This window comes from Pseudomonas sp. KH_027 (assembly GCF_057838565.1).
The window spans coordinates 4,801,601-4,813,372 of sequence record NZ_CM174470.1; the positions used below are offsets into that span (position 1 = coordinate 4,801,601).

Consider the following 11,772-nt stretch of genomic DNA (forward strand, 5'->3'; position numbering starts at 1 on the left):
GCTTAAATTTCGGCTGCCAGTTTGGAAACCAGCTCCGCATGCGCGTTACGGTCGATAGTGGCGCCCAGAATCTTCTCAGCACCGCTGATCGCCAAGCCACCCAGTTGGGTACGCAGGGCGTCTTTGACGCTGTTCAGTTCCTGTTCGATCTCGGCCTGGGCCTGAGTCTTCAGGCGCTCACCTTCGACACGGGCCTGATCGCGAGCTTCGTCGACGATCTGGGTAGCGCGCTTCTTGGCTTGCTCAATGATTTCAGCTGCCTGGGTTTTGGCTTCGCGCAGTTGCTGACCCACTTTTTCGTGGGCGAGCTCCAAATCACGAGCCGCACGGCTTGCAGCATCCAGCCCATCCGCAATCTTCTTTTGACGTTCTTGCAAAGCCGCGATGACCGGAGGCCACACGAACTTCATGCAGAACAGCACAAAGATGAAGAAGGCAACGGACTGGCCAATCAGGGTTGCATTAATGTTCACGCCAACACCTCGCTCGTTCGTTGTCCGTCAAACCAATCACTCGGAATCGAGTGATTAGCCTGCCAGTTGACCAACGAAGGGGTTCGCGAAGGTGAAGAACAGTGCGATACCAACGCCGATCATGGTCACGGCGTCGAGCAGACCAGCGACGATGAACATTTTAACTTGCAGCATCGGGACCATTTCCGGCTGACGCGCTGCGCCTTCCAGGAACTTACCACCCAGCAGGCCGAAACCAATGGCGGTACCCAGGGCACCCAGGCCAATCAGCAGTGCAACGGCGATCGCGGTCAGACCAACTACAGTTTCCATCTTTCCTCCCGACTTTTTATGTCGTATTGGTTAAGGTTTTTAAGGTAAAGCGGTAAAGCAAAATCTTCAGTACTTCACTCCCCCTCCCGCTTGCGGGAGAGGGTTGGGGAGAGGGTAAAGACACGCCCCTCTTCCGCCCTCCGGGCACCTTCTCCCCGAGAGGAGAAGGTCATCAGATGCGTTAAGCGTTTTTAATGGTTGTCTTCGTGCGCCATCGACAGGTAGACGATGGTCAGCATCATGAAGATGAACGCTTGCAGGGTGATGATCAGGATGTGGAACACCGCCCACGCCCATTGCAGCACTACGCCCAGGCCGCTGAGCCAGAGCAGACCGCTGCCGAACATCACGGCGATCAGGATGAACACCAACTCGCCGGCGTACATGTTGCCGAACAACCGCAGGGCCAACGAAATGGGCTTGGCCACCAGGGTCACGAACTCCAGCAGGAAGTTCACCGGAATCAGCAGGGCCTGCACGAAAAGGTTCTTGCTGCCGAACGGGTGCAGGGTCAGTTCGCCGATAAAGCCGCTGATGCCCTTGACCTTGATGCTGTAGAAAATGATCAGCGCGAACACCGACAGGGCCATGCCCAGAGTCGCGTTCGGGTCGGTGGTCGGTACGGCACGGAAGAACACGTGTTCGTTGCCGGACACCAGCATGGCCACTTGCGGAATCCAGTCCACCGGCACCAGGTCGATGGCGTTCATCAGGAAGATCCAGACGAAAATCGTCAGGGCCAACGGTGCGATCAACGGGTTACGGCCGTGGAAGGTGTCCTTGACGCTGCCGTCGACGAACTCGATCATCACTTCAACAAAGTTCTGCAGACCTCCGGGCTGACCAGAGGTGGCTTTTTTCGCCGCCATGCGGAACAGCAGGACGAAGATAAGACCCAGTGCTACCGACCAGCCCAAGGTATCCACATGAAATGCCCAAAAACCCATTTCTTTGGCTTCTTGTGCAGTGTGGGCAAAACCCCAATCACCATTTTGCAGCTTTCCGAAAGTCAGGTTCTGCAAGTGGTGTTGGATATAGCCCGAAGCGGTTTGTTCTGCCATGTTTGCCTCAAACGCCCTAATGTCTCGAAAATCTTGTTCTAGTGAGCAGGGGAGCGAACCAGTTGACCAGTTGGGTCAACAGGAATACGCCGAATACCGCCAGCGCATCCAATGGCTTCACGCCTGCAAACGTCAGTGCGAACAGCACTGCCGTCAGAATCAGTTTGCCCGCTTCACCGGCATAAAATGACCGGACTATGGCTTGAGCAGCCCGCGCTCCCGTGAAACGGAACGCCTTGTGGGCGAAATACACATTCGGCAGCCAGGCAATCAGCCCGCCACACACCCCAGAGTACCCACTTACCGCCCCGCGCCACTGCCATAAAACGACAGCGGCGATTAACAGCACGACGAGTTGTGCGAGCAGAACGGGAAACACCGGCAAACGATGGAAGGGCAGGCGGTTGGGCGTGCGGACATCCATCAAGTTTCTCCGGCTTTTCGGCCTCTGGTGTCAGTCGTTTGCAATTACCCGCATGGCAACGACTTGGCATAGTTTGTGCCGACGAAATGCGCGCAGAGTATAGGGGGCGATCCCCCCCTATTCAACTGCCCGGTAGTGATTTCCGACTACCCGCTACATAAGCAATTGTTTCAGCGCGCGCCGCTTTTAACGGATATGCGCGAGCACTCCCTGCAACTCGTCGAGCGAGTTGTAACGGATCACCAGTTGCCCCTTACCTTTGTTTCCATGCTTGATCTGCACCGGCGAGCCCAGGCGCTCGGCCAGGCGCTGCTCGAGACGGCTGATGTCCGGATCGGCCTTGGGGGCCTCAACCGGTTTTTCTTTGCTGTTCAACCACTGGCGTACCAGTGCTTCAGTTTGGCGCACGGTCAGACCGCGTGCGACAACATGTCGCGCCCCTTCGACCTGCTGTTCTGCCGGTAAACCGAGCAGCGCACGCGCATGGCCCATTTCCAGATCGCCATGGGAGAGGAGGATTTTGATCTCTTCCGGCAAGGCGATCAGGCGCAGCAAGTTGGTGATGGTGACCCGCGATTTACCGACCGCTTCGGCGACCTGCTGCTGGGTCAGCTGGAACTCCTGCTGCAAGCGCTGCAAGGCCACCGCTTCTTCGATCGGGTTAAGGTCTTCGCGCTGGATGTTCTCGATCAGCGCCATGGCGATCGCGGCCTCGTCGGGCACCTCGCGAACCATCGCCGGGATCTTGTCCAAACCCGCCAGGTGGCTGGCACGCCAGCGCCGTTCGCCGGCGACGATCTCGAACCGACCGGCACCGATCGGACGCACCACAATCGGCTGCATCACGCCCTGGACGCGGATCGATTGCGCCAGTTCGTCCAGGGCGGTGGAGTCCATGTCGCGGCGCGGCTGGTATTTGCCGCGCTGGATCAGGTCCAGCGGCACGTATTGCAGCTCACGGCTATCGGTCTGCGCAGCTTCTTCTTGCAAAGCATTGACACTGGTGCCCCCCAGCAGGGCATCCAGTCCGCGTCCGAGACCTCGTTTTTTAGTGGCCATGGGATTTTCCTTATGCTTTTGCGGTTCGGGTGACGCTGCGCTGACGCCGCGACAACTCACCGGCCAATGCCAGGTAGGCGAGGGCACCACGGGATTGCTTGTCATACACCAGCGCCGGCATGCCGAAGCTCGGGGCTTCAGCCAGACGCACGTTGCGCGGGATGACGGTGTCGTAGAGCTTGTCGCCGAAATGTTCTTTCAACTGCGCGGAAACATCGTTGGTCAGGCTGATGCGCGGGTCGTACATGGTGCGCAGCAGGCCTTCGATTCTCAGCGAGGGATTGAGCAGCTTGCCGATCCGCTGGATCGAGTTGACCAGGTCGGTGAGCCCTTCCAGGGCGTAATACTCGCACTGCATCGGAATGATCACGCCGTCGGCGGCAACCAACGCGTTGACCGTCAGCATCGACAGGGACGGCGGGCAGTCGATGAGGATGTAGTCGTAGTTTTCGCGGATCGGCGCCAGGGCCTCGCGCAGACGATGTTCCTTGGCCGGCATGTCCAGCAGGGCCACTTCGGCGGCGGTCAGGTCACGGTTGGCCGGCAACAGCTGGTAACCACCGTGTTCGGAGAACTGCATGGCCTCGCCGAGGCTGCATTCGCCAATCAACACGTCGTAGATCGAGTGCTCGAGCGCGAGCTTGTCGACCCCGCTGCCGGTGGTCGCGTTGCCCTGCGGATCGAGGTCGATCAACAGCACCCGGCGCTTGGTCGCAACCAGGGAAGCGGCGAGGTTGATGCAGGTGGTGGTCTTGGCGACACCGCCTTTCTGGTTGGCGATGGCAAATACTTTAGCCATGGTCGGCGTCTGTTCCAGTCATAGGGTGCGGCGCAGTATCAGCAGATGGCGCTGGCCTTGGCAACCGGGAACCTTGAGCACCTGCGTGGCGGCGAGACGGAAGTCCGCCGGTAATGCCTGCAACTCGTCATCCGGATGCACGCCTTTCATCGCCAACCAACGCGTATCCAGGTCGCCGAGGTGGCGGGTCCAGTTGGCAAAATCTTCCAGAGCGCTGAACGCCCGCGAACAGATGCCGGCGAACGGCTGCGCAGGCGTGAACCCTTCCACGCGGCTGTGGATAACTTCGAGGTTGGCCAATTTCAGCTCCAGCTTCACCTGCGTGAGGAAGCGGGTCTTCTTGCCGTTGGAATCCAGCAGAGTGAAATGACGCTCGGGAAACAGAATCGCCAGAGGAATACCGGGCATACCGCCACCGCTGCCAACATCCAGCCAGCTATCGCCGCCTTCGGCGACAAAAGGCACCACGCTGAGGCTATCGAGCAGGTGACGCGAGACCATTTCGTCGGGATCGCGCACAGCGGTGAGGTTGTAGGCCTTGTTCCACTTGATCAGCAGGGCGAGGTAGGCCAGCAATTGGCCGTGCTGGCTTTCACTCAGGTGGATGCCCAACTGCTCGGCACCCTGGGTCAATTCGGCGGCGTGCGATGCGGTAACCAGGGACATCAGGCGCTCTGCTCCAACTGACGACTGGCGCCGCGTTTTTTCAGGTGAATCATCAACAGGGAAATCGCCGCCGGGGTGACGCCGGGAATCCGCGAAGCCTGGCCGAGGGTTTCCGGGCGCGACAACCCGAGCTTGTGCTGGATCTCTTTCGACAGGCCGGAAATACCGCTGTAGTCGATGTCCGCGGGTAACTTGATGTCTTCACTGGCGCGCAGGCGGGCGATCTCGTCCTGTTGGCGGTCGATGTAACCGGCGTACTTGGTCTTGATCTCGACCTGCTCGGCCACTTGCGCATCGCTGCTACCGGCGCCTGTCAGTTCGATCAGCCCGACGTAATCGATTTCCGGGCGGGTCAGCAGGTTGAGCAGGTTGTATTCGTGGGTCAGCGGCGTACCGAAACGCTCGGCGATCGCGTCGCCCTGCGGGGTATTGGGGCGTACCCAGGTGCTTTTCAGCCGTTGTTCTTCCTGCTCGATGCCTTCGCGCTTGGCGCAGAAAGCCGCCCAACGCTGGTCATTGACCAGGCCGAGCTCGCGGCCTTTTTCGGTCAGGCGCAGGTCAGCGTTGTCTTCACGCAGGATCAGCCGGTATTCGGCGCGCGAGGTGAACATGCGGTAGGGCTCTTGCGTACCGAGGGTGATCAGGTCGTCGACCAACACCCCGATGTAGGCCTCGTCGCGTCGCGGACACCAGCTGTCCTTGCCCTGGGCGCGTAGCGCGGCGTTGGCGCCGGCGAGCAGCCCTTGGGCGCCGGCTTCTTCGTAACCGGTGGTGCCGTTGATCTGGCCAGCGAAGAACAACCCGCCGATCACTTTGGTTTCCAGGCTGTACTTCAGGTCACGCGGGTCGAAGTAGTCGTACTCGATGGCGTAGCCCGGGCGGACGATATGGGCGTTTTCCATGCCCCGGATCGAGCGCACCAGTTCCAGCTGCACGTCGAAGGGCAGCGAAGTGGAAATACCATTCGGGTACAGCTCGTGGGTGGTCAGGCCTTCCGGCTCGATGAATACCTGATGGCTGTCCTTGTCGGCAAAGCGATGGATCTTGTCTTCGATCGACGGGCAATAACGCGGACCAATCCCTTCGATCACCCCGGAATACATCGGCGAACGATTGAGGTTGGCGGCGATGATTTCGTGGGTGCGGGCATTGGTGTGGGTGATCCAGCAGCTGACCTGCCGCGGGTGCTGCTCTTTCGAACCGAGAAAGGACATCACCGGAATCGGCGTATCACCGGGTTGCTCGGTCATCACCGAGAAATCCACCGAGCGGCCATCGATGCGTGGCGGTGTACCGGTTTTCAACCGCCCGACCCGTAGCGGGTGTTCACGCAGTCGTTGGGCCAAGGCAATCGACGGCGGGTCACCGGCACGACCGCCGGAATGGTTCTGCATACCGATGTGGATAAGTCCACCGAGGAAGGTGCCAGTGGTCAGTACCACCGATTCAGCAAAGAACCGCAGCCCCATCTGGGTCACGACACCACGGACCTGATCCTGCTCGACGATCAGGTCGTCGCAGGCTTGTTGGAATATCCACAGGTTCTCCTGGTTTTCCAGGGTGTTACGGATAGCGGCCTTGTACAGAACACGATCGGCCTGGGCACGGGTCGCTCGCACTGCCGGGCCTTTGCGGCTGTTGAGCACGCGAAACTGAATACCTCCCTTGTCGGTGGCTTCAGCCATGGCGCCGCCGAGGGCGTCGATTTCCTTGACCAGGTGGCTTTTACCGATCCCGCCGATGGCCGGGTTGCAGCTCATCTGCCCGAGGGTTTCCACGTTGTGGGTCAGCAACAGGGTTTTTACCCCCATGCGCGCAGCCGCCAGCGCAGCCTCGGTACCGGCATGGCCGCCGCCGATGACGATCACATCAAAACGGGAAGGGAAATCCACCACGCACCTCGTGCCTGTTGAGAATTGGGGAGGCTTTTGACTTGGGAAAAGCGGAAAGCCGGTAAGTATAGGGATTAAGCCACGGTGAAAGAAGCCTTTTGAACAAAAAATAGCCAGCCCAGCCTTGGCTCGAAAAGTACGGCGGTTAATAAAGATTAAAAGAATGAATTTTTATAAAGCTTTGTTTTTATGTTTATTACTTATAAGCCACTTTTCTGTGGATAGATCGCTGCAGATCAATAGCTGCTAGGGTTGCAGCGTTTCAAAAGCTTGTGTTGATCCTGATTTCTGCCTGTTGGGTAGCCGTAGGTAAGCTGTGGATGAAATGCCAAGTTATCCACAGGGCACATCATCCACCGTTTTATCACCGGGTTATGGACTGGGCTTAGGCCGGGTTTTCCACAAGGCTTATCCGTCTGTTTGACCCTCTTTGCTCCAGGCAAAAGTCGCCCACAGACAAACGTGCAAGCGTCAAAGCTTCCACGTTTGCCGAAGGAGGGTTGGGAAAAGCAGGAATTGTTTACGGCTTGGCCAGAGACCGAACAAGGTCTTGCCGGTTGCTTCAGTCCGGCTTATTTGCCGATGCAGAAGCTGGAGAAAATTCGCCCGAGTAGGTCGTCGGAGCTGAAAGCCCCGGTAATTTCCCCTAAAGCCTGTTGCGCCTGGCGCAAGTCCTCCGCCAACAGCTCGCCTGCCCCCGCCAGAGTCAGCTGGGCGCGTCCGTGTTCGAGCGATGCGCTGGCCTGGCCCAAGGCTTCAAGATGGCGCCTGCGCGCGCTGAAGCTGCTTTCGGAGGTTTGTTCGTAGCCCATGCAGGTCTTCAAGTGTTCGCGCAACAGATCCAGGCCGGCTGTGGATTTGGCCGAGAGGCTGATGCTGACGTGGCCATCGGCGCTGACGTCCAGGGTAATGGCTTCCGTCGTCAGGTCGGCTTTATTGCGAATCAGCGTGACCTTCGCCGGATCCGGCCGTTGCGCAAGAAACTCCGGCCACAAGGCAAAGGGATCGGCGGCCTCGGGGGCTGTGGCATCGACCACCAACAGCACTCGGTCAGCTTCACCAATAGCCTTGAGCGCCCGCTCCACACCGATCTTTTCCACCCGGTCATCGGTGTCGCGCAAGCCGGCGGTATCCACCACATGCAGTGGCATGCCATCGATGTGGATATGTTCGCGCAAGACATCCCGGGTGGTGCCGGCAATTTCGGTAACGATGGCGGCTTCCCGCCCGGCCAAGGCATTCAATAGGCTGGATTTACCCGCATTCGGCCGACCGGCGATCACCACCGTCATACCGTCGCGCAGCAATGCGCCCTGACCGGCCTCGCGTACCACCTTGGCCAGTTCGGCGCGCACCTCATCCAGCAGGCCGAGAACGTGACCGTCGGCAAGAAAATCGATTTCTTCCTCGGGAAAGTCGATGGCCGCTTCGACATAGATGCGCAGGGCGATCAGACGCTCGGTCAGCTCATGCACGCGCCGGGAAAACTCGCCCTGCAGCGAACGCAAGGCATTGCGTGCCGCCTGCTCGGAGCTGGCTTCGATCAGGTCGGCAATTGCTTCGGCCTGAGCCAGGTCGAGTTTATCGTTGAGAAAGGCCCGTTCGCTGAACTCCCCCGGCCGGGCCAGACGCGCGCCTAACTGCAGGCAGCGGCGCAGCAGCAGGTCGAGGACCACCGGGCCGCCATGGCCTTGCAACTCGAGTACGTCTTCGCCGGTGAAGGAGTGCGGACCGGGGAAATACAGGGCTAGCCCCTCATCGAGCACCTGCTCCTCACTGTCATGGAAAGGTCCGTAGTGTGCGTAGCGCGGTTTCAGTTCACGCCGGCTCACCGCTTTGCCGATCTTGCCGGCCAGCGGCCCGGAAACCCGGACGATGCCCACGCCCGCACGGCCTTGAGCGGTGGCGACGGCGGCGATAGTTTCACGAAGGGTGCTCATGGCGGTGTTCTCATGGCCAAAGGGCAGATAGCAAAACGCCCCACGAAGGGGCGCTTGGCGTTACCTCAGCAACAGGGCTGAATCAGGCTTCGGCCTTCTTCGTCGCTGCTTCGATCTTGCGGGTAATGTACCACTGCTGGGCGATGGACAAGCAGTTGTTGACCACCCAGTACAGCACCAGACCGGCAGGGAACCAGAGGAAGAAGAAGGTGAAGATGATCGGCATCAGCTTCATCACCTTGGCCTGCATCGGGTCCGGCGGAGTCGGGTTCAACTGCTGCTGGATGAACATGGTGGCGCCCATGATGATCGGCAGGATGAAGAACGGATCCTTGATCGACAGGTCAGTGATCCAGAACATCCAAGGTGCCTGGCGCATTTCCACGCTTTCCAGCAGCACCCAGTACAGCGACAGGAAAACCGGCATCTGCACGAGGATTGGCAAGCAACCCCCCAGCGGATTGATCTTCTCTTTCTTGTACAACTCCATCATGGCTTGCGACATTTTCTGCCGGTCATCGCCATGCTGCTCTTTCAGAGCGGCCAGTTTTGGCGCAACGGCGCGCATGCGCGCCATGGACTTGTAGCTGGCCGCCGACAACGGGAAGAACGCCAGCTTGATGACGATGGTCAGTGCGATGATCGACCAGCCCCAGTTACCGAGCAGGCTGTGGATATGTTGCAGCAGCCAGAAGATCGGTTGGGCAATAAACCAGAGAATGCCGTAGTCGACGGTCAGCTCGAGACCTGGCGACAACTGCTTGAGGTATTCCTGGCTTTTCGGACCGGCGTAAAGTGTCGCTGAGGTTTCAGCCTTGGCACCTGCCGCAACGGTCAGAGTCGGACCAGTGAAACCAACGATGTAGTTGCCTTGGCTGTCCTTGCGCGTCTGCACCAGGTTGCTGGTGTCTTTGGCCGGCACCCAGGCCGTCACGAAGTAATGCTGCAACCAGGCGACCCAACCGCCTTCGACGGTTTCTTTCAGCGCCTGCTTGTCGATGTCACTCATCGAGACTTTCTTGTACGGCTCTTCCTTGGTCCAGACTGCCGCACCCAGGTAGGTGGCGGTGCCGGTGGCCGTCGTCGAGGAAGGATCGCCGCTGCTGTCGCGCTTGAGTTGGGCGAACAGGTTACCGGTCCAGGCTTGGGCGCTCTGGTTGTCGATCAGGTAACGCACATCGACCTGATAGGACGAGGCATCGACACAGCCGGTTTTCTTCTGCTCCTGTTCCTTGGCGGAACATTGCGCATTCAAACCGCGCTTGAAGCTGAAACGCTTGATGTAGTTGATGCCGTCGGCGCTGTAGTTCAGGTCGACAGTCAGCTGGTTTTGCCCTTCGTCCAGCGTGTAAGCACTTTTTGCGCTGGTGTAGAGCGGCCGGCCGCTGCTATTGGCATCCGGGCCGTTGGCGCCGGTCAGGCCACTTTGTGCCTGATACAGACGTTCGCCACCGTTATCGAACAGCTGGAACGGTACGTCGGGACGGTCTTGCCGGCGCGGGTATTGCGGCAGCATCAACTGCACGATATCGCCGCCACGCGGGTCGATGGCCAGCTCAAGTACATCGGTCTTGACGCGAATCAGCTTATCGCTGGTCGCGGCAGGCGCCAGTGCACTCGGTTCGCTGTGCGCGGCATTGGCGGTCGGCACATCATCGCTGCCGGCATTCGCAACAGGGGTATCCGGCAACGTCGAGGCAGCGCTGTTGGCGGGTGCACTCTGAGTTGGCAGCGCGGCTTGACCGTAGTCCTCGTTCCACTTGAGAACCATGACATAGGACACGATTGCCAGGGCGGCGATCAGGATCGAGCGTTTAATATCCATGATTACTCGGCCATCGAAGGGGGTCGGGAAATTGGGGCGATTGGAACCGGATCGTAACCACCGGGATTCCACGGGTGACAGCGACCCAGCCGACGCAAGGTCAGCCAGCCGCCGCGCATGAAACCATGATGTTCGATGGCTTCATACGCGTAGCAGGAGCAGCTGGGGTAAAAGCGACAGTGACTGGCCATCAGGGGACTGATGGCATAGCGGTAAACCTTGATCGAGGCGAGTGCCAGTTTACGCATGGGGACTGTCGGTTACCCCTGCTTCGGTGAGCGTTTCCGGGCGAGGTTGAGTACGCGCCAAGCGTTTCCAGAGTTTGCCGAACTGTTGAACAAGTTCGGGGTTTTCTAGTTCGCCCAAGCCTTTGCGCGCGACGATCACGATATCCCAACCCACCAGGCTGTCCTGGTTCAGGCGGAATGAATCGCGAATCACACGCTTCAGACGATTGCGCTCAACCGAGAGCTTGACGCTCTTCTTGCCTATGACCAAACCCAGGCGGGGATGATCAAGATCGTTGTTGCGCGCGAGGAGCAGGACGTTTTTGCCCGGAACCTTACCGTTGGGGGAGTCGAAGACGGCCTTGAATTGTCGAGGGGTCAGCAGGCGCTTTTCCCGACTGAAGTCTTGACTCACCACCGGTGCCGAATTATCAGACTGCCAGACGCTTACGGCCTTTGGCGCGACGACGCGACAGAACTGCACGACCGTTCTTGGTGGCCATGCGGGCACGGAAGCCGTGGGTGCGAGCGCGCTTGATAGTGCTGGGTTGGAAAGTGCGTTTCATGGTGCGTTACCTGGGTGGTCGACTACGGGCCGGAATGGCCCCCGTTTTAAGAGACCGGCAATTCTAGAGAAAGCGAGCCCTCAGGTCAATTTCCAACCAACCTTTCGTATGCAGATAAAGAAAATTAAAAAAGAAGATATTTAAATCTTTTAGTGATGTTAATAACTCTTACTGGAGCGATTTTCTGTGGATAAACCTCTACAGATACCGCCAATCAAGGCTTTCAGCGATTTTAAAGCTTGTCGAGAAGCCGTGCTGCAGGTGTGCGATACCGGCGGATAAGCTGGGGATAGAGTCGGTACTTATCCACAGTCAGGTTATCCACCGGCTTTTCGTCCTGGTTATGCAGGGTGCTCAAGCATGGTTATCCACAGAGGTTCTTGAGGGCTGCCTGTAATGCATAAAATCTGAGTAAAGCTTTGATTTTACTTGCGCAAAGCACACGCTTCATGTGGATAACTACCTCTTTGGCCGCTACAATGGCGGCTGTTTTTGGCCTCGTGGCCCTTCCGACCTTAGGGGATCTCC

13 protein-coding genes are annotated in these 11,772 nt (G+C 58.7%); all 13 read right to left on the reverse strand.

What is annotated here, in order from left to right:
* Nucleotides 1–2: 2 nt before the first annotated feature.
* A complete protein-coding gene (locus AC3IYG_RS22455; protein ID WP_489311674.1) occupies nucleotides 3–473 on the reverse strand; it encodes a F0F1 ATP synthase subunit B in 471 nt (156 codons plus the stop codon).
* A gap of 54 nt (nucleotides 474–527) precedes the next feature.
* Complete coding sequence (gene atpE / locus AC3IYG_RS22460; protein ID WP_002555987.1) at nucleotides 528–785, reverse strand: F0F1 ATP synthase subunit C; 258 nt, start codon at nucleotides 783–785, stop codon at nucleotides 528–530.
* A 191-nt stretch (nucleotides 786–976) separates the two neighbouring features.
* Complete coding sequence (atpB, locus tag AC3IYG_RS22465; RefSeq protein ID WP_489311675.1) at nucleotides 977–1,846, reverse strand: F0F1 ATP synthase subunit A; 870 nt, start codon at nucleotides 1,844–1,846, stop codon at nucleotides 977–979.
* Between the two features lie 16 nt (nucleotides 1,847–1,862).
* Nucleotides 1,863–2,270, reverse strand: coding sequence for a F0F1 ATP synthase subunit I (locus AC3IYG_RS22470; RefSeq protein WP_489311676.1), 408 nt, complete (start codon nucleotides 2,268–2,270; stop codon nucleotides 1,863–1,865).
* Nucleotides 2,271–2,456: 186 nt separating this feature from the next.
* Nucleotides 2,457–3,329: a ParB/RepB/Spo0J family partition protein gene (locus AC3IYG_RS22475; RefSeq protein WP_489311677.1), complete on the reverse strand. Its 873-nt coding sequence runs from the start codon at nucleotides 3,327–3,329 to the stop codon at nucleotides 2,457–2,459.
* Between the two features lie 10 nt (nucleotides 3,330–3,339).
* On the reverse strand, nucleotides 3,340–4,128 hold the full coding sequence (locus tag AC3IYG_RS22480; protein ID WP_489311678.1) for a ParA family protein: 789 nt from the start codon (nucleotides 4,126–4,128) through the stop codon (nucleotides 3,340–3,342).
* Between the two features lie 18 nt (nucleotides 4,129–4,146).
* On the reverse strand, nucleotides 4,147–4,794 hold the full coding sequence (rsmG, locus tag AC3IYG_RS22485) for a 16S rRNA (guanine(527)-N(7))-methyltransferase RsmG (protein ID WP_489311679.1): 648 nt from the start codon (nucleotides 4,792–4,794) through the stop codon (nucleotides 4,147–4,149).
* Complete coding sequence (mnmG, locus tag AC3IYG_RS22490) at nucleotides 4,794–6,686, reverse strand: tRNA uridine-5-carboxymethylaminomethyl(34) synthesis enzyme MnmG (protein WP_489311680.1); 1,893 nt, start codon at nucleotides 6,684–6,686, stop codon at nucleotides 4,794–4,796. Before mnmG ends, rsmG begins: the two co-directional genes overlap by 1 nt.
* Nucleotides 6,687–7,258: 572 nt before the next feature.
* Nucleotides 7,259–8,626, reverse strand: coding sequence for a tRNA uridine-5-carboxymethylaminomethyl(34) synthesis GTPase MnmE (mnmE, locus tag AC3IYG_RS22495; protein ID WP_489311681.1), 1,368 nt, complete (start codon nucleotides 8,624–8,626; stop codon nucleotides 7,259–7,261).
* An 82-nt stretch (nucleotides 8,627–8,708) separates the two neighbouring features.
* Nucleotides 8,709–10,451, reverse strand: coding sequence for a membrane protein insertase YidC (gene yidC / locus AC3IYG_RS22500; RefSeq protein WP_489311682.1), 1,743 nt, complete (start codon nucleotides 10,449–10,451; stop codon nucleotides 8,709–8,711).
* A gap of 2 nt (nucleotides 10,452–10,453) precedes the next feature.
* Nucleotides 10,454–10,699: a membrane protein insertion efficiency factor YidD gene (yidD, locus tag AC3IYG_RS22505; RefSeq protein ID WP_489311683.1), complete on the reverse strand. Its 246-nt coding sequence runs from the start codon at nucleotides 10,697–10,699 to the stop codon at nucleotides 10,454–10,456.
* A complete protein-coding gene (gene rnpA / locus AC3IYG_RS22510) occupies nucleotides 10,692–11,096 on the reverse strand; it encodes a ribonuclease P protein component (RefSeq protein ID WP_489313989.1) in 405 nt (134 codons plus the stop codon). Before rnpA ends, yidD begins: the two co-directional genes overlap by 8 nt.
* 13 nt (nucleotides 11,097–11,109) lie before the next feature.
* The gene (gene rpmH, locus AC3IYG_RS22515) at nucleotides 11,110–11,244 is read right to left on the reverse strand and encodes a 50S ribosomal protein L34 (RefSeq protein ID WP_002551315.1); all 135 of its coding nucleotides are present in this window, start codon (nucleotides 11,242–11,244) and stop codon (nucleotides 11,110–11,112) included.
* Nucleotides 11,245–11,772 lie beyond the last annotated feature (528 nt).

Bases quoted from the DNA above. Each gene is read 5' to 3' on its own strand.
- AC3IYG_RS22470 (WP_489311676.1), bottom strand. From the start codon at position 2,270: ATGGATGTCCGCACGCCCAACCGCCTGCCCTTCCATCGTTTGCCGGTG.
- atpB (WP_489311675.1), bottom strand. From the start codon at position 1,846: ATGGCAGAACAAACCGCTTCGGGCTATATCCAACACCACTTGCAGAAC.
- yidD (WP_489311683.1), bottom strand. From the start codon at position 10,699: ATGCGTAAACTGGCACTCGCCTCGATCAAGGTTTACCGCTATGCCATC.
- AC3IYG_RS22480 (WP_489311678.1), bottom strand. From the start codon at position 4,128: ATGGCTAAAGTATTTGCCATCGCCAACCAGAAAGGCGGTGTCGCCAAG.
- rsmG (WP_489311679.1), bottom strand. From the start codon at position 4,794: ATGTCCCTGGTTACCGCATCGCACGCCGCCGAATTGACCCAGGGTGCC.
- AC3IYG_RS22475 (WP_489311677.1), bottom strand. From the start codon at position 3,329: ATGGCCACTAAAAAACGAGGTCTCGGACGCGGACTGGATGCCCTGCTG.
- mnmE (WP_489311681.1), bottom strand. From the start codon at position 8,626: ATGAGCACCCTTCGTGAAACTATCGCCGCCGTCGCCACCGCTCAAGGC.
- atpE (WP_002555987.1), bottom strand. From the start codon at position 785: ATGGAAACTGTAGTTGGTCTGACCGCGATCGCCGTTGCACTGCTGATT.
- yidC (WP_489311682.1), bottom strand. From the start codon at position 10,451: ATGGATATTAAACGCTCGATCCTGATCGCCGCCCTGGCAATCGTGTCC.
- rpmH (WP_002551315.1), bottom strand. From the start codon at position 11,244: ATGAAACGCACTTTCCAACCCAGCACTATCAAGCGCGCTCGCACCCAC.